We start from the raw sequence: 17,329 nt of genomic DNA, 5'->3' as shown, positions 1-17,329 counted from the left end.
TGCCGTGGGTGGGGGTGATGGCCAGGGTGTGCATGCGGCGTTCGGCCCAGTCGCCCAAGGGGGCCAGGGCCGCGTGGAGGGCGGCGCCCTCGTCGGTCAGTTCGTATTCGACTCGGGGCGGGGTCTCGTCGAAGACCGTGCGCCGGACGATTCCGTCCGCCTCAAGCTCGCGCAGTTGCTGGGTGAGGACCTTCTCGCTGACGCCGGGGAGGCTGCGGCGCAACTCGCCGAAGCGGTGGAGCCGCTCGTCCAGCGCCCACAGGATCAGCGCTTTCCATTTGCCGCCGACGACGTCCATCGCGGCGTCGAGGGTACAGATGTAGGGCGGGTTGCGCATCTCCCCGATGCTAGTCGCGATGCCCGCCCTACTTTTGTACGCCCTGGTCAGCCGACGGCGCGACGCATCTGCCACAGCGACGCGCGCAGGTGTCCGGTCAGGTCACCGGGCACGCCCGCCTCGTCGGACGCGGAGATCATGGTCTCCAGGCCGGTCGCCTGCATCTCGGGGTTGGACTGGTCCGGGTCGGTGTCGGCGAACATGAGCGGGAGCATCTGCTCCATCCACGGCCGGAGCACCTCGCTCGTGAACGTCTCCACGTCGCCGCCGTCCGCCTGGACCAGCGCCACGGCGTGGCTCACCCCGGCGATCATGCCGTACATGCCGCTCAGCGCGGCCATGTCGTACAGCGCCGCGAACCCGGGGTCTTCGCCCACCCAGTGAGGACGGGCGAGGGGCGCGAGTGCGGGCGCAACGCGGTCGAACAGGTCACGCGGGCCGCTGTAGAGGATGAAGGCTCCGTCCGTGCCTATCGCGGGAGGCACGGCCATGATGCCGCCGGCCAGGAAGCGCACCTCGTTCTTCTCAAGCCATCCGGCGAGGTCGCGTGCCTGCCGCGCTGAGCCGCTGGTGAGGTTGACGAGCGTCCTGCCGGTCAACTTCCCTATGGCCGGCCTCAGGGTTTCGCGGACGCTCGCGTCGTCCAGGAGGCACGTGATCGTCAGGTCGCTTGCCTTGATCGCCTCTTCCACGCTCGACGCCTCCCGTGCACCGCGTGCGGAGAGGTCGCCCGCCTTGCCGGGCGTGCGGTTCCAGATCGTCACCTCGTGGCCGGCCTTGAGGAGCGTGCTCGCGAGCGCGCGTCCCATGCTCCCAAGGCCGAGAACGCTGATTCGTTGCGTGTTCATGCGTCAACTGTTCAGCGGGGCGGCACCGGCCACAAGAACGCACTTTGAGGTGCGTGATTACCTGGATGTTAGTCACCTGGCCTGCGAGGTGGGCCGGGAGCTTCTCACTTGGAGTCGTCGATGACCGTTCGCCGTATCGTGCCCAACGTCCAGTCGGAGGTCATGCCGGAGAGCCGGGAGTTCTATGAGCTGCTGGGCTTCGAGGAAGTCATGAACATGGGCTGGGTCGTGACGCTCGCTTCCCCGTCCAATCCGACAGCGCAGATCAGCTTCTTCACCAGGGACGAAACCGCACCGGTCACCGCCGACATGAGCGTCGAGGTGGACGATGTGGAAGCGGCCTACGCGGCCATGCGGGACAGCGGTGCGGAGATCGTGCATCCCTTGCAGGACGAGGAGTGGGGAGTGCGCCGGTTCTTCGTCCGCGACCCCAATGGCCGCGTGGTCAACGTGCTGGGCCACCGCTGAGCGCGGCAGGTCGGGCAGGAATGGAGAAGCGGCCTTGACCTGGGCACTCCTAGGTTTGCTGTCGAGGACATCGAACTGACGGAGGTAGACGGTGGCGCAGGGGCAGAAGGAGAAGGCGGGCGGGCCCGGGGCGTTCTCGCGGTGGATGCAGCATCGGGCCAACGCGCGGATGAACCGCAAGGTCCGCAAGGGGCGCGGCTCGTTCATGGGCATGGACGTCCTGATCCTGCACACGGTGGGCAAGCGGAGCGGGGAGCCGCGGGAGACGCCGGTCGCGTGGTTCGCCGACGGGGACGACGCACGGCTGGTCGTGGCTTCGGGTGGGGGAGGCCAGAACCCGGACTGGTTCGCCAATCTGATGGCGCACGCCGACCGGGCGTCGATGGAGCTGCCCGGCCAGGAGGCCGTTCCGGTGACGCCGCAGCGGCTTGAGGGCCCCGACCGGGAGGCGGCGTGGCAGCGCATCGCCGCAGCTCAGCCGCGCATCGCGAAGTACCAGAGCAAGTCCGAGCGGGAGTACCCGGTGGTGCGGCTCACCCCGCGGTGAAACCGGGCTGAAAGCGGGGTGAAGGCGGGCGGCCGCACGCTTCCGCCCATGAAACCGGAAGCACGACAAACGGCCATATACGCGGCCGGCCTGAGGAAGGCGTTCGGGGAGAAGGCCGTCCTCGACGGGATCGATCTGGACGTGCCGCGCGGCACGGTCTTCGCCCTGCTCGGCCCGAACGGCTCGGGCAAGACCACGGTGGTGCGGATCCTGTCCACGCTGATCCCCGCGGACGCGGGGGAGGCGCGGATCGCGGGACGCGATCTCGTCGAGGACCCCGACGGGGTGCGCAGGGCGATCGGCGTGACGGGGCAGTACTCGGCCGTGGACGGGCTGCTCACCGGCCGGGAGAACCTCATCCTGATGGCGGACCTGCACCGGCTGGGCAAGGTCCCCGGGCGCCGGGCCGCCGACGAGCTGCTGGAGCGGCTCGACCTGGCGGACGCCGCGCGCAAGACGGCCGCCACGTACTCGGGCGGGATGCGGCGGCGGCTCGACATCGCGATGACGCTGATCGGGAACCCGCGGATCATCTTCCTGGACGAGCCGACGACCGGGCTCGACCCGCGGAGCCGCCGCACCATGTGGGGGATCATCCGCGGGCTGGTCAGGGACGGCGTGACGATCTTCCTGACGACGCAGTACCTGGAGGAGGCCGACCATCTCGCCGACAGGATCGCGGTGCTCGACGGCGGCCGGCTCGTCGCCGAGGGGACGGCGGCCGAGCTGAAGCGGCTGGTCCCCGGCGGGCACGTCCGGCTCCGGTTCGACGGCCCGGCGGAGCTGGACGCGGCGGCGCGGACGCTCGGCGCGGTGACGCGGGACGACGAGGCGCTCACCCTGCAGGTGCCGGGCGACGGGAGCGTCCGGGCGCTGCGGGCGCTGCTCGGCCGGCTGGAGGACGCGTCGATCGAGGTCGGCGAGCTGTCCGTGCACACACCCGACCTGGACGACGTCTTCCTCGCCCTCACCGGGCGTCCCGAGAACGAGGCGGTCGGGCGATGACGGCGCTCGGGCAGGCGGCGACGGACTCCGCGACGATGCTGCGCCGCAACCTGCGGCACGCGCTGCGCTATCCAGCGCTGTCCGTCGGCACGATGATGGTGCCGGTCTTCATCATGCTGCTGTTCGTCGGCGTGTTCGGCAACACGCTGGGCGAGGGCGTCGGCGGGGCGGCGAGCGGCGACTACATCAACTACGTGGCGCCTGGGATCATCCTGATGGCCGTCGCGTCCGGGTGCATGACGACGTCGGTGTCGGTCTCCCTGGACATGACCGAGGGCATCATCGACCGGTTCCGGACGATGGCGATCGCGCGGGCGTCGCTGCTGACCGGGCACGTGGCCGGCAGCATGATCCAGACGGTGATCAGCACGGCCGCGGTGATCGGGCTCGCGGTCGCGCTCGGCTTCCGGACGAGCGGGAGCGTCCTCGACTGGCTCGCCGCGATCGGGCTGCTGATGCTGCTCACGTTCGCGCTGACGTGGGTGGCGGTCGCGCTGGGGCTGCTGGCGAAGAACCCGGAGGGCGCGAGCAACTCGCCGCTGATCATCCAGTTCCTGCCGTTCGTCGGCAGCGCGATCGTCCCGCCGGAGTCGATGCCGGCGGGGGTGCGGTGGTTCGCCGAGTACCAGCCGTTCACCCCGGTCAACGAGACGCTGCGGGGGCTGCTGGCCGGCACGCCGAGCGGGCACGAGGCGATGGTCTCGATCGCGTGGTGCGTCGGGCTCGCCGTCGCCGGCTACGCCTACTCGAAGGTGCTGTTCAACCGGAAGGCGCCGCGCTGAGCTCGCGGGTCAGCTCCCGGGCGGTGTCCCGCAGGCCGCAGCCGTCCAGGGCGGCGTACTCCGCCACGGCCGCGGAGTACGCCGGCCGGTCGGCGTCCTCGGCGGCGCGGCGGGCCGCCGCGGGGGACATGGTGGGCTGGAAGGACCGGGCGAAGTACAGCCGCTCCGCCAGCGCGATGGTGCGCGCGGCCCGCGCCCGCACGTCCGGCGGGGCCGCGGCGGGACCGCCCGCGCGGGCGAGGTCGGCGAGGGCCAGGGCCAGCAGGACGCCGCCGCAGAGCGGCAGGTCCATGAGGAAGGACGGCATCGTGTCCGCCGGCTGGGCGAGCAGGCCGGCGAGCTTGGCGGGCAGCCCGGCCGCGATGTCCTCGACGAGGTCGAGCCGGCCGTGCCGGGCGTGGGCGACGACGGTGACGCTGTGCGCTTCGAGCGTCCACGGGTCGAGGCCCGGCGCCGACATCGGGTCCTCGTCGCCGGCGAGCCGGTCGACCGCCTGCCGCCAGAGCCGCAGGCCGGTGCCGGTGTCGCCGCGCCCGAACGCGATCTCCGCGCGGGCGCCCAGGTGGAAGGTGGCGGTGCCGAACGTCTCGCCGTGGCCGGACGCGACCGACTGGTCGAGCCGGCGCTCCGCCTCGTCGAAGCGGCCGAGGCGGAGGTCGGTGGCCGCGATGGCCCAGAGCAGCCCGAAGCTGTCGTGCCATCCGTAGCGCTCAAGCACGTCCAGGGCCATATGGAGGTGGTGTGAGGCTCGGTCGTCCTGGTCGAGTTGCAGCAGCAGCTCGCTGACCCGCGAGTGGCCGAGGAGCGCGAGCCACGGGGTGTGCGGCTCGCCGGACGTCGTGAGCATCGCCTCGGTCGCCCGGAGCGCCCCGGCCACGTCGCCGTCGCGTTCCCGGACGTAGCCGGCGACGCAGTTCGCGATGGCGGCGAGGGACGGTTCGCCGCTCGCGCGCATCCGGTCGAGGGCGGCCGGGCCGCCGTCCGGGTCCAGGATCTCCGGTCCCGCCGCCATCAGGGTCGCCATGGCCTGGACGAAGCCGGTCGGCGCGGCGGGCGGCAGGCGGCGCAGCGCGACGAGGGTCCGGGTCGGCCGCGGCCCCTTCATCAGGAGCGCGGTGAGGACGTTGAGGGTGAGGGCCGTCCGGGCCGTCTCGACGTCCCCGGGGCCGGGGCGGAAGCGGCTCAGCGGCCCGGCGGTCTCCTCCGCCATGACGATCAGCCGGCTGTAGGCGGCCTCCAGCGTCCACAGGCCGCCGAGGACGGCGGCCACCGCCGCGACGGCCGGGCGGTCGTCCCGGGCGAGGGCGTGGCGGAGCGCCTGCACCAGGTTGTCCTGCTCGACCCGGACGCGGGCCAGGGGAGCGAACGGATCGGCCCCGAAGAGGGACTCGTGGTGCGCGGCCCCGAACTCCCGGGCCCAGGCGAGCAGCCCGCCGACCGCGCCGTCCGTCTCGCCTTCGGCGTCGCGGTGCGCCGCGCTGAACTCGCGGACGCTCTCCAGCATCCGGAACCGCGTCCCCGCTTCGCCCTCGGTCGTTTCGAGGAGCGACTGGCCGACGAGGTCCTCCAGGGTCTCCAGGACGTCGCCGTCCAGGAGGTGGCGCGCCGCGTCCGCGGTGAAACCGGCGGAGAAGACCGACAGTGCCCGCATGGCCGCCCGCCCGGACGGGCCGAGGAGGTTCCAGCTCCAGCCGATGACGGCGTGCATGGTCCGGTGCCTCGACGGCGCGTCGCGCACGTTCCCGCGCAGCAGCGCGAACCGGTCGTCCAGCCCGCGGGCGATCTCCGGCACCGACATGACGCGGACCCGCGCCGCCGCGAGCTCCACGGCGAGCGGCAGGCCGTCCAGGCGACGGCACAGCTCCGCCACCGCGTCCGCGGGGACGGCGGCGCCCGGCCGTGCCGCACGCGCACGCTGCCGGAACAGCTCGACGGCCGTCGGCAGGCCCAGCGCGGGGAGCGGGTACACCGACTCCGACGACAGGCCGAGCGGCGCGCGGCTCGTGGTGAGCACCCGCAGGTCCCGCGTCATCGCCACCAGGCCGCCGACGAGGCCGGCGACGCCGTCGACGACGTGCTCGCAGTTGTCCAGGACGAGCAGCACCGGACCCGGCCCGAGCGCCTCGGCGATTCCGGTGAGCGGGCCCGCCGTCCCGCCGGGGCGGCCCGGCGGCGCGCGGCGCGGGTCGCCGGCGCCGAGGACGGACGCCACCTCGGCCGCGACGTCCGCGTCCCGGGCGACGCCCGCGAGCGGGACGAGGTGCACGGTCCGCTGCGGGGCGTCGCGCGCCACCGCGTGCGCGAGCCGCGTCTTGCCGAGCCCGCCCGCCCCGACGATCGAGGTGACGCGGGACGTGCGCACCAGGTCCAGCACGGCCGCGAGGTCGGCGGCGCGGCCGAGCAGCGGGTTCGGCTCGTGCGCGACGCCCGTCCGGACGGCCGGGGCGTCCGCGCGGAGCAGCTCCCGCTGGACGTCCTGGAGCGCCGCGCCCGGATCGGCGCCGAGGTCGTCGCGCAGCGTTCGCCGGTAGGTCTCGTACCTGGTCAGCGCGGCGGACGGCCCCGCGGTCGCCGCCTCGCAGCGCAGCAGCCCGGCGAGGACCTCCTCGTCGTGGGGGCGCTCGCGGGCCACGGCGGTGAGCGCGTCGAACCCCTCGGCGTGCCGGCCGAGCCCGGCCAGCGCCAGGGCGCGGGTGCGCGCCAGCGCCCGGTAGGCCGAGGCCCGTGCCGCGCGCAGCGCCGACAGGGGATCGTCGCCGGTGCCCGGACCCGGGGGCGCGTCCCACAGGGCGAGGCCCTCCTCGGCGCGGGCGAGGGCGCCCGCGTGGTCGCCCTCGCGGAGGCACCGTGCGCTCGCGGACGCGGCGAGCAGCACGGCGGACGCGTCCACCCGGGACTCGTCCAGCCCCAGCCGGTACCCGGCCGGCGTGCGCGCGACGACGTCCGCGCCGAGCTGCGAACGGGCCCGCGAGACGACGACCTGGAGCGCTTTGGCGGGGTTCTCCGGACGCTCGTCCGGCCACAGCCCCTCGACCAGGCGGGCGACGGGCACGCCCGCCCGCGGCTCGTCCGCCAGGAGCGCGAGCAGGCCGCGCAGCCGGGGGCCGGTGACGTCCCGCCCGCGGCAGGAGACCCGCGACAGCAAACTCAGCTCGACGGCCACAGGAGAAGGCTAAGCCCGCGGGAAGGGTCAGGCGCGATAGTGGCGGCGGAGGGCGACGCCCGCGGCGACCCCGCCCGCGACGGCGCCCGCGCCGGCCGCGACGGGCAGCGCCACCATCGTGACCCTGCGGCCGGTGCGGAAGTCGTGGATGGGCCAGCCGTTCTCCCTGGCGTGCGCGCGCAGCTCGGGGTCGGGGTTCACGGCGTGCGGGTGGCCGACGGCGGTCAGCATCGGCAGGTCGTTGACCGAGTCGCTGTAGGCGGCGCAGCGCGCCAGGTCGAGGCCCTCGCGCTGCGCGAGGGCGCGGACGGCCTCGGCCTTCGCGGGGCCGTGCAGCAGGTTCCCGACGAGCCGGCCCGTGTAGAGGCCGTCGCGCGTCTCGGCGACGGTGCCGAGCGCGCCGGTGAGGCCGAGGCGGTGCGCGATCGTCCGGGCGACCTCGACGGGCGTGGCGGTGACGAGCCAGACCTGCTGGCCCGCGTCCAGGTGCTGGAGGGCGAGGGTCCGGGTGCCGTGCCAGATCCGGTCGGCCATGACCTCGTCGTAGATCTCCTCGCTGAGCGCGACGATCTTGTCGACCCGCTGGCCGGCGACGAACGACAGCGCGGCCTCCTTGGCGCTGCCGATGTGCTCGGAGTTCTCGGTGCCGCGCAGCCGGAACGCGGCCTGCCCCCAGGCGAACATGGCGAGGTCGCGCATCGTGAACAGCTTGCGGGCGGCGAGGCCGCGCGCGAAGTAGTAGATCGACGCCCCGCGCATCATCGTGTTGTCGACGTCGAAGAACGCCGCCGCGGACGGATCGGGCTCCGGAAGCGGCTCGGGCTCGGCCGCCGCGGCCGCGGCGACCTCCCCGGCGCTCTTGTGATCTTCGTCCTTGGCGCGCTGCCAGAATCGCCGCATGGGGCCGAGCCTAGTCAACCCCCTCGCCCGAGATCGTCGCGCCGCCCGTGATTGGGACCGTCGTCACCCTCGCCGCTCGCGGCCGCGACGAGCCGCTCGCGCAGCCCGGCACGGAACCGCGGGTCCGGCCCGGCGTCGCTCACCCGCAGCCGGGCCAGCGCGTTCCCCTGCTCGGCGATCTTCCCTCGCCCGGTCATCAACAGCCGCTCCCTTGCGGTATCCGGACACGAACGCGCTCCTGCCCGCAAAACGATCGTGCGGCGGCGCGGGTTACGGCCCGGTGCACAGATTGATAGACGATTCAATGATGCCCGCCGCGCGGCCCGCCGAAGCCTGCGGCGAGGCCGCGCACTACCCCTTCATGGGCGGCGCATGGGTCCTTCGCGGGCTAAAGGCGCAGGTCGGGTGGGATCATCCGGGCCAGGGACCGGACGGCGCGGTACTGCAGTGCCTTGATCGCGCCCGGCTTCTTGCCCATGATCAGCGCGGTCTCCGCGACCGACAGCCCGTGCAGGAACCGCAGGACGACGCACTCCTGCTGCTCGGAGCCGAGCCGGCGGACGGCCTGCAGCAGCGTGCGGTTCGTCATCGCGTCCAGGACGGCCCGCTCGGGTCCCTCCTGGTGCCGGTCGGGCTCAAGGAGCTCGGCGGTGCAGATCTCCAGCCGGTAGCGGCCGGACTTGAAGTGGTCGGCGACCAGGTTCCGCGCGATCGTCACCAGCCAGGCCCCGAAGTCCTTGCCCTGCCAGTGGAAGTCGCACATCCGGCGCAGGGCGCGGAGGAACGTCTCGCTGGTGAGGTCCTCGGTCTGCGAGTGCGTTCCCACGCGGTAGTAGATGTAGCGGTAGACCAGCTCGACGTAGTGGTCGTAGAGGGAACCGAACGCCTCGGCGTCGCCGTCCCTTGCCCGCAGGACCAGGGCCTTGAGCACCTCGGCCCGGTCGGTGTCCTGTCCGGAGGCGTGTCCGGGGGCGCGGGCGGCGCCGTCCCGGAACCGCCGGGGGATCGGAAGCGCCCCGCCATCGAGGGTCAGGCTGCTCATGCAGTTCTCCTCGGGGCGTACGCGACCTCCGGCGTGATTTGCCACTCTAGATACCGATACGTACGCCAGGCAATGGTGCGTGCAGATGTACGTGCACGCCGTAACATGTGCGGACCACACAAGGGACGGCACGGGCGGGCGGCACCGCCGGGGCATGGCGGTTCACGTGAGCGGTTACCCGTCTTCCCCCGGCATCGGGCACCATGGGGCGCGATGCTCTCTGCTCTGCTCGCGCTCCTGGCAGCCCTTGGTGCATTACTCGTCACCGGGTTGCTGATCCAGCGCGCCCACAAGGACCGGCTGCTCTACCTCATCGCGTGGTCGTTCACGCAGGTCGGGTTGTCGCTCGCGCTGCTGTCCATGGGCGTCGGCTTCCTCGCCGGGTTCAACGGCGTGTTCTTCCGCGTCATGGAGCTCGGCGCCGCGCTGATCGCGCCGGTCTGGCTGGCCCTCGGCATGATCGAGCTGATCGCGCGGTACGTGCAGGTCAGGTTCGCCGCCTGGCTGTTCGTGATCTCTTACACGGTCGTCGCGATCGTGATCCTGCTGCTGGACCCGCTCAAGGGCAAGCTGTCGAAGGACCTGCCGAAGCCCCGCGACACCTACGACGCGCTGCCGCTGCTGCTGATCGACGGCGCGCACGTCGTCGCGGTGCTCGCGCTGGCCGGATGCACCGGGGTCACCGCCTGGCTGGCGAGCAAGCAGGACCGGGAGGCCGCCGAGCTGCTGATCCCCATCGCGCTGGTCGCGCTGGGCGGCGTGCTGGTGGTGAGCGGCAGCCGCGGGTTCCTCCCCGCGCCGCTCGCGGTGCTCGCGCTCGGCGGGGCGGCGGGACTGGTCTGGTACGGGGCGATGCGCACCATTCCGGTGTACGACGACGAGGACTATGACGACTACGGGGACGACTACGGGGATGAGCCGGTGACCGGATACGAACAGCAGGGCTACCCGCCCGGACGGCACGAGCCCGTCCCGGCGCCGACCCCTCCGCAGGACCCGCGCCGCGGCGAGCTGCGCTTCCCCGAGCCGGCGCCGGCCGAGGACCTGCGCTTCCGGGACAACCCCGCCGGCCCCACGGCCGTGGACGGGGTCGGCGGCGCCGCCGCCGCGCTGGGGAGCGTCCCGGCCCCCGACCATGCCCGGAACGGCGGGCTGGCCGGGGCGTGCGGGCAGATCACCGTCTACACGCTCCTGGAGGGCCGCGAGGACGCCTTCGACCGGCTCGCCGCCGAACTCGTCAAGGCCGCCCGCGCGCTGGAGCCGGAGACCGTGATCTTCGCCTGCCACGAGGTGGTCGGCGGCCCCACCCAGCGGATCTTCTACCAGCTCTTCCGGGACGACACCGCGTTCGCCGCGCACCGGCGGCAGCCGCACCTGCAGCGGTTCCTGGCGGAGTCCCGCACGCACGTGCTGGCGACCAACGTGATCGAGCTGCGCCTCGGCGCCGCGAAGGTGCCGCTTCCGGCGCCGGAGTTCCCCGGGAGGTGACATGACCGGTACCGAGCGGGACGGGCCCGGCATCGTGATCACGCTGCTCGGCAAGCCCGGCTGCCACCTGTGCGACGACGCCCGCGCGGTGATCGAGCGGGTCGCCCGCGAGCTTGACGTGCCGTGGGAGGAGCGCGACATCACCCGCTCGGAGCAGGACACCGAGCAGTACTGGGAGCAGATCCCGGTCACGCTCATCAACGGCGTGCAGCACGATTTCTGGCGCGTCGACGAGGACCGCCTCCGCGCCGCCATCGCGAAGCTGCGCGAACCGGCCTAACCGGCCGAACCGGCCTGACCGCCGGGCCGTACGGCCGGCCGTGAGCCACCCCGGGGCCTCCGTTCCGGGTGCCGGGTATGTCGGGTCGATCACATCCCGTGGCGGTCCGGTGCGCGCGGCGTACGCTGGAAAGCCCCTGATGGACGGTGTTTGTGGTGTCTTGTGCGGCCCCGGCGGCGCCCGCGGAACCGGGGGTGACTTTGTGCGCCTGTTCACAAAGGCTTAACCTGAGGGCCAGCCCCGGGGCGGTCAGGAAGCGGTGCGAGGCCGCCCGCCAGGCCGCGCCAAACCGGAGCCGCGGGTCCGCGTCCCCGTGCCCAGCGACGAGCCCGAAGAGCAGGCCGTGACATCTCGACAGAACCGACCCCGTGACCGCGCGGGCCGTGGCATCCCCGAAGCCACCGTGGCGCGGCTGCCGGTGTACCTGCGCGCGCTGACCGCGCTGCAGGAGCGCGCCGTCGCCACCGTCTCCTCGGAGGAACTGGCCGCGGCGGCGGGCGTCAACTCGGCCAAGCTCCGCAAGGACCTGTCCCACCTGGGCTCGTATGGGACGCGCGGGGTCGGGTACGAGGTCGAGTACCTCGTCTACCAGATCTCCCGCGAACTCGGCCTCACCCAGGACTGGGTGGTCGCCATCATCGGCGTCGGTAACCTGGGCCGGGCACTGGCCGGTTATGGGGGTTTCGCGTCCCGCGGCTTCCGCGTGGCGGGGCTGCTCGACGCGGACGAGTCCATCGTCGGCCAGGAGATCTCCGGGATGACGGTGGAGCACATCGACCGGCTGGAGGACATCATCGCTGACCACGGCGTGTCCATCGCCGTGATCGCGACCCCCGCGGGCGCGGCCCAGGGGGTCTGCGATCGCGTGGTGGCCGCGGGCGTGACCAGCGTGCTGAACTTCGCGCCGGTCGTCCTCTCGGTGCCGGAGGGCGTCGACGTGCGAAAGGTCGACCTGTCGATCGAACTGCAGATCCTTGCGTTCCACGAGCAGCGCAAGGCCGGGGGACCGGACGGTCTCGCCCCCCTCCAAGAGGGGGACGCACCTCCCGGTACGACACAGTACGTGGAGACTGTAGAGGCATGATCGGGGCAGTCCGGCCGGGAAACCAGGGAGACGCGGGAGAGGCCATATGAGCATTCTGGTCGTGGGACTCAGCCACCGGAGCGCGCCCGTCGCGGTGCTGGAGCGCGCCGCGGTGGCCGGGGACGACCTGGTCAAGCTGCTGCACGCCGTCCACAAGTCCGGGAACGTCGCGGAGACGGCCATCGTGTCGACGTGCAACCGCGTCGAGATCTACGCGGTGGTGGACAAGTTCCACGGCGGCGTCTCGGCGATCTCCGAACTGCTCGCCCTCCACTCCGGCATCCCGATGGACGACCTGACGCGGCACCTGTACGTCCACTACGAGGAGCGGGCCGTCCAGCACGTGTTCGCGGTGGCGTGCGGCCTGGAGTCGATGGTCGTCGGCGAGGGGCAGATCCTCGGGCAGATCCGGCAGGCGTTCCGGCTCGCCAAGGACGAGGGCACGCTCGGCAGCGACCTGCACGACGTCCTCCAGAAGTCGCTGCGGGTGGGCAAGCGCGCCCACCACGAGACAGGCATCGACAAGGCGGGCGCGTCCCTGGTCAGCGTGGGCCTCGACGTCGCCGTCCGGCACCTCGGGCCGCTGGACGGCGTCCGCGCGCTCGTCGTCGGCGCCGGCTCGATGAGCTCCCTGGCCGCGGCGACGCTGAGCCGCTCCGGTGCCGGCGAGGTCGTGGTGGCGAACCGCACCCACGAGCGGGCGGTGCGGCTCGCGGAGTCGCTGGAGGTGCCGTCCCGGGCGGTCGAGCTGTCGCTGCTGGACGCCGCCATAGCCGAGGCCGACCTGGTGGTCTCCTGCACCGGCGCGACCGGCCTCGTGCTGACCGCGGCGCAGCTCGCGGCGCGGGGCGTCGGCGCCGACGGGCGCAAGCGATTCCTCCTCGACCTGGCGCTGCCGCACGACATCGAGCGGAGCGCCGGCGACCTGCCGGGCGTCCGGCTGGCCGGGCTGGACGACCTGCGCACCGAGCAGGAGGCGGCGGAGGCCATCGGCCCGGAGGCCGTCGAGGCCGTCCGGCGGATCGTGCGCGCGGAGGTCGAGGCGTTCCTCGGCGCGGCCCGCGCCGCCGCCGTCGCCCCGACGGTCGTCGCGCTGCGCAGCAAGGCCGCGGAGGTCGTGGAGGCGGAGCTGAACCGGCTGAGCGGGCGGCTCCCCGAGATGGACGAGCGGGCCCGCGGAGAGATCGGCCACACCGTCCGGCGGGTGGTGGACAAGCTGCTGCACGCGCCGACCGTCCGGGTGAAGGAGCTGGCGGCGGCGCCGGGCGGCGACTCCTACGCCGACGCGCTGCGCGAGCTGTTCGACCTGGACCCGAAGGCGCCCGAGGCGGTCGCCCGCGCCGACATGAGCGAGGACGAACCGGCGGCCGCGGCGCCCTGGAACGCTTCGGCCCCCGCGGTTGACGCCGAGTGCGCCGAGGCCGATTGTGTGAGCACCCCGTCCCCGCCCGAGGGCGCGCGAGGGACCGGTCCGGACGCCGTGCGCATGGACGGCGTGCGCATGGACGACGTGAGCGTGCAGGACGTCAACGCCCACCGGCTGGAGGGCGTGAACGCCGAGACGGTGAACGCGCAGACCGCGAGCGTCCGGGCGGTCAGCGCCCGCGGCGCCGTCGCGGCGCGCGAAGGAGAGACGACGTGATCGCGGGCGGCGCCGGCGCCGCCCGCCGGGAGCCGAGCGGAGCGAGCCAGTGAGTCAGGGATTGAGCGGGCGGCCGGGTGGCACGGGGGGCCCGCTGCGGCTCGGGACCCGGAAGAGCCTGATGGCGATGACGCAGTCGCAGCGGGTGGCGGACCTGTTGACGGAGCGTACGGGGCATGCCGTCGAGCTGGTGGGGGTAACCACGCAGGGTGATGTCTCCAAGGCCCTGCTCGCCCAGATCGGCGGGACCGGGGTCTTCGTCAACGCGCTCCGCGACAAGATCCTCTCCGGCGAGGTGGACTTCGCTGTGCACTCGCTGAAGGACCTGCCGACGTCCGAGACGCCCGGGATCGCGCTCGCCGCGACCCCGCCCCGCGACGACCCCCGCGACGCCCTGTGCAGCCCGGCGAAGCTCGCCGACCTCCCGCACGCGGCGCGCGTCGGCACCGGTTCGCCGCGCCGCGTCGCGCAGCTGCGGGCGCTGCGTCCGGACCTCGCGGTCGTCCCGATCCGCGGCAACGCCGACACCCGGCTGGCGAAGGTCACCGACGGGGAACTGGACGCCGTCGTGCTCGCGCACGCGGGCCTCAAGCGGATCGGGCGGGTCGATGCGGTCGGCGAGGTCTTCGAGCCGGACCAGATGCTGCCCGCACCCGGACAGGGCGCACTCGCGCTGGAGTGCCGGTCCGACCGGGCGGACCTCCGCGCACTGCTTGGAACGGTCGACGACGCCGCGACCAGGAGGGCCGTCACCGCCGAGCGGACGATCCTCGCCGTCCTGGAGGCGGGTTGCTCCGCGCCCGTGGGGACGTACGCTGCCGAAGTAGAAGAAGAACTGCACCTGACGGCCACCGTCGCCGCGTACGACGGGAGCCGTCAGGTCAGGCTGTCCGCAAGCGGCCACCCGGATGCCGCCGAGCAGCTCGGCCGCGACCTCGCGGCCCGGCTGCTCGCGCAGGGGGCCGACCAGTTGATGGGGGAGCGCGATTGAGCCCCGCCGCGAAGAGCACCGCCGCCAAGAACACGGCCGCCGAGAACACCGAGGCGACGAGCACCGAGGCTGAGAGCACCGGCGCGCCGAACACGCCCGCCGGGGCGCCGACCGCGCTCGGCACCGTCTCGATCGTCGGGATGGGGCCGGGCGACCCGGGCCTGCTGACCCTGCGCGCCGCGTCCGAACTCGGACGCGCCGACACGGTCCTCGTCAGCCGTGCCCACTGCCCGGAGGAGATCCTCTCCCACTGCCGTCCCGACGTGGAGATCATCGACTCGGCGGAGGGCGACCCCGTCCGGCTCGCCGTGCGCGCCGCGAAGGCGGGGCGGCGGGTCGTCCGGCTGGTGAGCGGTGACCCGGGCCTCGGCTGCGGGCTGGCGGCCGAGGGGTCCGCGCTGGCCAAGGCCGGTGTCCCGTTCGAGGTCGTGCCGGGCGTGTCCGCGGTGACGGGCGTGCCGGGGTACGCGGGCATCCCGCTGACCGACGCAGACCACCGCGAGATCCGGGTCGTGGACGCCTCCGGCGGCGGGGTGGACTGGGAGCGGTTCGCCGCCCCGGACGCCACGCTCGTGATCATGGGCGCGGAGCACGCGGTGGCCGAGGTGTGCAAGGGCCTGGTCTCCGCCGGCCGTCCCGACTCCACGCCCGCCGCGATGACCAGCCTCGGCACGACCACCGAGCAGGAGACCGTCGTGTCGACCCTGCAGAAGCTGGCGTCCGCGGCGAAGGGCATGGAGGCGCCCGCGCTGATCATCGTCGGGGACGTGGTCGGCTGGCGCGACAAGCTGTCCTGGTTCGAGACCAAGCCGCTGTTCGGGTGGCGGGTCCTGGTGCCGCGGACGAAGGAGCAGGCCGCGTCGCTGTCGGACCAGCTGCGCGGGTACGGGGCCGTCCCCGACGAGGTCCCGACGATCTCCGTCGAGCCGCCGCGCACCCCGCAGCAGATGGACCGCGCCGTGAAGGGCCTGGTCACCGGGCGGTACGAGTGGGTGGTGTTCACCTCCGTCAACGCCGTCAAGGCCGTCCGGGAGAAGTTCGTCGACTACGGCCTCGACGCCCGCGCGTTCGCCGGGCTGAAGGTCGCCGCCGTCGGCGAGCAGACCGCCGCCGCGCTGGTGGAGTTCGGCGTCCAGCCCGACCTGACGCCGTCCGGGGAGCAGTCCGGCGAGGGCCTCGCGGCGGAGTGGCCGCCCTACGACGAGGACCTCGACCCGATCAACCGAGTGCTGCTGCCGCGCGCCGACATCGCCACCGACGTGCTCATCGCCAGGCTGACCGAGCTCGGCTGGGAGTGCGAGGACGTGACCGCCTACCGGACGGTCCGGGCCGCGCCGCCGCCCGCGCCGATCCGCGAGGCGATCAAGGGCGGCGGGTTCGACGCCGTGCTGTTCACCTCGTCGTCCACGGTGAAGAACCTGATCGGGATCGCGGGCAAGCCGCACAACGTGACGGTGATCGCCGTGATCGGCCCGCAGACCGCGCGGACCGCCCGGGAGTACGGGCTGCGCGTGGACGTTATGGCGGAGAAACCGTCCGTATCGACCCTCGCGGCGGCGCTCGCGGAGTACGGTGCCAACCGGAGGGCCGCACAGATCGAGGCGGGCGACCCGCTTCGCAAGCCCAGCCAGATGCGCCGGGGTGCCCGGCGCCGCAGATGACACCCGTGACGCCGTAGCTCACACCGTAACGACCCCAAGTCGCCGGGGCGCGCCGGCGCGGAACACCCGAACCGGGAGAAGGACATGTCCGCACAGTTCCCCGTCGCCAGGCCGCGACGGCTGCGCCGCACGCCCGCGCTGCGCCGGCTCGTGGCCGAGACACGGCTCGCGCCCGCCGATCTCGTCCTGCCGATGTTCGTCAAAGAGGGCATCGCCGAGCCGCAGCCCGTCACGTCCATGCCGGGGGTGTACCAGCACACCCGCGACAGCCTGCGCAAGGCCGCGCACGAGGCGGTGGAGGCCGGCGTCAGCGGGATCATCCTGTTCGGCGTCCCGGCGGTCAAGGACGGGACGGGCTCGGCCGCCGACGACCCGGACGGCATCGTCCAGCTCGCGCTGCGCGACCTGAACGCCGACCTGGGCGACGCCACCGTGATCATGACGGACCTGTGCCTGGACGAGTACACCGACCACGGGCACTGCGGCGTCCTCACCGGCTCCGGCGAGATCGACAACGACGCGACGCTGGAGCGGTACGCGTCGATCGCGGTCGCGCAGGCCGAGGCGGGCGCGGCCGTCGTCGGCCCGAGCGGCATGATGGACGGCCAGGTCGCCGCGATCCGCGCCGCGCTCGACGGCGCCGGCCACCCGGACATCGCGATCATGGCGTACTCGGCGAAGTACGCCTCGGCGTACTACGGCCCGTTCCGCGAGGCCGCCGAGTGCGCGCCGCGGTTCGGCGACCGCGCCAGCCACCAGCAGGACCCGGCGAACGCCGACGAGTCGCTGCGCGAGGTGCTCCTCGACCTCGGCGAGGGCGCCGACATGGTCATGGTGAAGCCCGCCGGGGCCTACCTCGACGTCATCCGCCGCGTCCGCGACACGGTGGACGTCCCCGTCGTCGCCTACCAGGTCAGCGGCGAGTACGCGATGATCGAGGCCGCCGCGGAGAAGGGCTGGATCGACCGCGAGCGCACCATCATGGAATCCCTCCTCTCGATCCGCCGCGCCGGCGCCGACATAGCCCTCACCTACTGGGCGACAGAGGTGGCCCGCCGCCTGTCCTAGGACACTCCCTAGTCAATTTCGGT

The 17,329-nt window shown here is 73.3% G+C and carries 17 protein-coding genes; 11 read left to right on the top strand and 6 right to left on the bottom strand.

Features of this window, described 5'->3' with window-relative positions; all coding sequences use genetic code 11:
* Positions 1 to 337, bottom strand: a 337-nt coding sequence (locus E1289_RS09690; protein WP_207928884.1) for a helix-turn-helix domain-containing protein, incomplete at its 3' end; no start/stop codon positions are given.
* Between the two features lie 47 nt (positions 338 to 384).
* Positions 385 to 1,185 (bottom strand): NAD(P)-binding domain-containing protein, encoded by an 801-nt coding sequence (locus E1289_RS09685; RefSeq protein WP_131977694.1) that lies wholly within the window; start codon positions 1,183 to 1,185, stop codon positions 385 to 387.
* Between the two features lie 120 nt (positions 1,186 to 1,305).
* Between E1289_RS09685 and E1289_RS09680 the strand changes: the two genes are divergently transcribed.
* From E1289_RS09680 to E1289_RS09665, 4 genes are all read left to right on the top strand, one after another.
* Positions 1,306 to 1,653 carry a VOC family protein gene (locus E1289_RS09680; RefSeq protein WP_131977691.1) on the top strand — a complete coding sequence of 116 codons (348 nt, stop codon included), beginning with the start codon at positions 1,306 to 1,308 and terminating at the stop codon, positions 1,651 to 1,653.
* Positions 1,654 to 1,744: 91 nt separating this feature from the next.
* Positions 1,745 to 2,200 carry a nitroreductase family deazaflavin-dependent oxidoreductase gene (locus tag E1289_RS09675; protein WP_243712719.1) on the top strand — a complete coding sequence of 152 codons (456 nt, stop codon included), beginning with the start codon at positions 1,745 to 1,747 and terminating at the stop codon, positions 2,198 to 2,200.
* Positions 2,201 to 2,248: 48 nt separating this feature from the next.
* Complete coding sequence (locus tag E1289_RS09670) at positions 2,249 to 3,205, top strand: ATP-binding cassette domain-containing protein (RefSeq protein ID WP_131977688.1); 957 nt, start codon at positions 2,249 to 2,251, stop codon at positions 3,203 to 3,205.
* Positions 3,202 to 3,987 carry an ABC transporter permease gene (locus E1289_RS09665; RefSeq protein WP_131977685.1) on the top strand — a complete coding sequence of 262 codons (786 nt, stop codon included), beginning with the start codon at positions 3,202 to 3,204 and terminating at the stop codon, positions 3,985 to 3,987. The genes E1289_RS09670 and E1289_RS09665 overlap by 4 nt, the downstream gene beginning before the upstream one ends.
* Here the strand turns inward: E1289_RS09665 and E1289_RS09660 are convergent.
* The 4 genes from E1289_RS09660 to E1289_RS09645 all read right to left on the bottom strand — a co-directional run bounded on the left by E1289_RS09660 (position 3,965) and on the right by E1289_RS09645 (position 9,092).
* Positions 3,965 to 7,150 carry a BTAD domain-containing putative transcriptional regulator gene (locus E1289_RS09660; RefSeq protein WP_131977682.1) on the bottom strand — a complete coding sequence of 1,062 codons (3,186 nt, stop codon included), beginning with the start codon at positions 7,148 to 7,150 and terminating at the stop codon, positions 3,965 to 3,967. The two genes, E1289_RS09665 and E1289_RS09660, sit on opposite strands and share 23 nt — an antisense overlap.
* A gap of 27 nt (positions 7,151 to 7,177) precedes the next feature.
* Entirely contained in the window at positions 7,178 to 8,050 is an 873-nt protein-coding gene (locus E1289_RS09655; RefSeq protein WP_131977679.1) for an HAD-IB family hydrolase, read from the bottom strand.
* Positions 8,051 to 8,064: 14 nt separating this feature from the next.
* A complete protein-coding gene (locus E1289_RS09650) occupies positions 8,065 to 8,247 on the bottom strand; it encodes a hypothetical protein (protein ID WP_131977676.1) in 183 nt (60 codons plus the stop codon).
* A 191-nt stretch (positions 8,248 to 8,438) separates the two neighbouring features.
* On the bottom strand, positions 8,439 to 9,092 hold the full coding sequence (locus E1289_RS09645; RefSeq protein WP_131977673.1) for a sigma-70 family RNA polymerase sigma factor: 654 nt from the start codon (positions 9,090 to 9,092) through the stop codon (positions 8,439 to 8,441).
* A gap of 213 nt (positions 9,093 to 9,305) precedes the next feature.
* Between E1289_RS09645 and E1289_RS09640 the strand changes: the two genes are divergently transcribed.
* The 7 genes from E1289_RS09640 (at position 9,306) to hemB (ending at position 17,306) form a co-directional block, all read left to right on the top strand.
* Positions 9,306 to 10,580 (top strand): antibiotic biosynthesis monooxygenase, encoded by a 1,275-nt coding sequence (locus tag E1289_RS09640; RefSeq protein WP_131977670.1) that lies wholly within the window; start codon positions 9,306 to 9,308, stop codon positions 10,578 to 10,580.
* Position 10,581: 1 nt separating this feature from the next.
* Positions 10,582 to 10,860, top strand: coding sequence for a glutaredoxin family protein (locus E1289_RS09635; protein WP_131977667.1), 279 nt, complete (start codon positions 10,582 to 10,584; stop codon positions 10,858 to 10,860).
* 343 nt (positions 10,861 to 11,203) lie between these two features.
* A complete protein-coding gene (locus tag E1289_RS09630) occupies positions 11,204 to 11,944 on the top strand; it encodes a redox-sensing transcriptional repressor Rex (RefSeq protein WP_131977664.1) in 741 nt (246 codons plus the stop codon).
* 46 nt (positions 11,945 to 11,990) lie between these two features.
* Positions 11,991 to 13,586, top strand: coding sequence for a glutamyl-tRNA reductase (locus tag E1289_RS09625; protein ID WP_207928883.1), 1,596 nt, complete (start codon positions 11,991 to 11,993; stop codon positions 13,584 to 13,586).
* Positions 13,587 to 13,647: 61 nt separating this feature from the next.
* A complete protein-coding gene (gene hemC / locus E1289_RS09620) occupies positions 13,648 to 14,577 on the top strand; it encodes a hydroxymethylbilane synthase (RefSeq protein ID WP_279487184.1) in 930 nt (309 codons plus the stop codon).
* Between the two features lie 131 nt (positions 14,578 to 14,708).
* Positions 14,709 to 16,238 carry a uroporphyrinogen-III synthase gene (locus tag E1289_RS09615; protein ID WP_279487181.1) on the top strand — a complete coding sequence of 510 codons (1,530 nt, stop codon included), beginning with the start codon at positions 14,709 to 14,711 and terminating at the stop codon, positions 16,236 to 16,238.
* 84 nt (positions 16,239 to 16,322) lie between these two features.
* Complete coding sequence (gene hemB / locus E1289_RS09610; RefSeq protein ID WP_131977656.1) at positions 16,323 to 17,306, top strand: porphobilinogen synthase; 984 nt, start codon at positions 16,323 to 16,325, stop codon at positions 17,304 to 17,306.
* The last annotated feature ends 23 nt before the right edge of the window (positions 17,307 to 17,329 follow it).

The organism is Actinomadura sp. 6K520 (assembly GCF_004349245.1).
In the GTDB taxonomy this organism is placed as follows: Bacteria; Actinomycetota; Actinomycetes; order Streptosporangiales; family Streptosporangiaceae; genus Spirillospora.
The sequence above is the reverse complement of the archived record's forward strand: the minus strand, read 5'-3'. Positions and strand labels throughout refer to the sequence as shown.

Bases quoted from the DNA above. Each gene is read 5' to 3' on its own strand.
- E1289_RS09685 (WP_131977694.1), bottom strand. From the start codon at position 1,185: ATGAACACGCAACGAATCAGCGTTCTCGGCCTTGGGAGCATGGGACGC.
- E1289_RS09680 (WP_131977691.1), top strand. From the start codon at position 1,306: ATGACCGTTCGCCGTATCGTGCCCAACGTCCAGTCGGAGGTCATGCCG.
- E1289_RS09670 (WP_131977688.1), top strand. From the start codon at position 2,249: ATGAAACCGGAAGCACGACAAACGGCCATATACGCGGCCGGCCTGAGG.
- E1289_RS09665 (WP_131977685.1), top strand. From the start codon at position 3,202: ATGACGGCGCTCGGGCAGGCGGCGACGGACTCCGCGACGATGCTGCGC.
- E1289_RS09655 (WP_131977679.1), bottom strand. From the start codon at position 8,050: ATGCGGCGATTCTGGCAGCGCGCCAAGGACGAAGATCACAAGAGCGCC.
- E1289_RS09650 (WP_131977676.1), bottom strand. From the start codon at position 8,247: ATGACCGGGCGAGGGAAGATCGCCGAGCAGGGGAACGCGCTGGCCCGG.
- E1289_RS09645 (WP_131977673.1), bottom strand. From the start codon at position 9,092: ATGAGCAGCCTGACCCTCGATGGCGGGGCGCTTCCGATCCCCCGGCGG.
- E1289_RS09640 (WP_131977670.1), top strand. From the start codon at position 9,306: ATGCTCTCTGCTCTGCTCGCGCTCCTGGCAGCCCTTGGTGCATTACTC.
- E1289_RS09635 (WP_131977667.1), top strand. From the start codon at position 10,582: ATGACCGGTACCGAGCGGGACGGGCCCGGCATCGTGATCACGCTGCTC.
- E1289_RS09625 (WP_207928883.1), top strand. From the start codon at position 11,991: ATGAGCATTCTGGTCGTGGGACTCAGCCACCGGAGCGCGCCCGTCGCG.
- hemB (WP_131977656.1), top strand. From the start codon at position 16,323: ATGTCCGCACAGTTCCCCGTCGCCAGGCCGCGACGGCTGCGCCGCACG.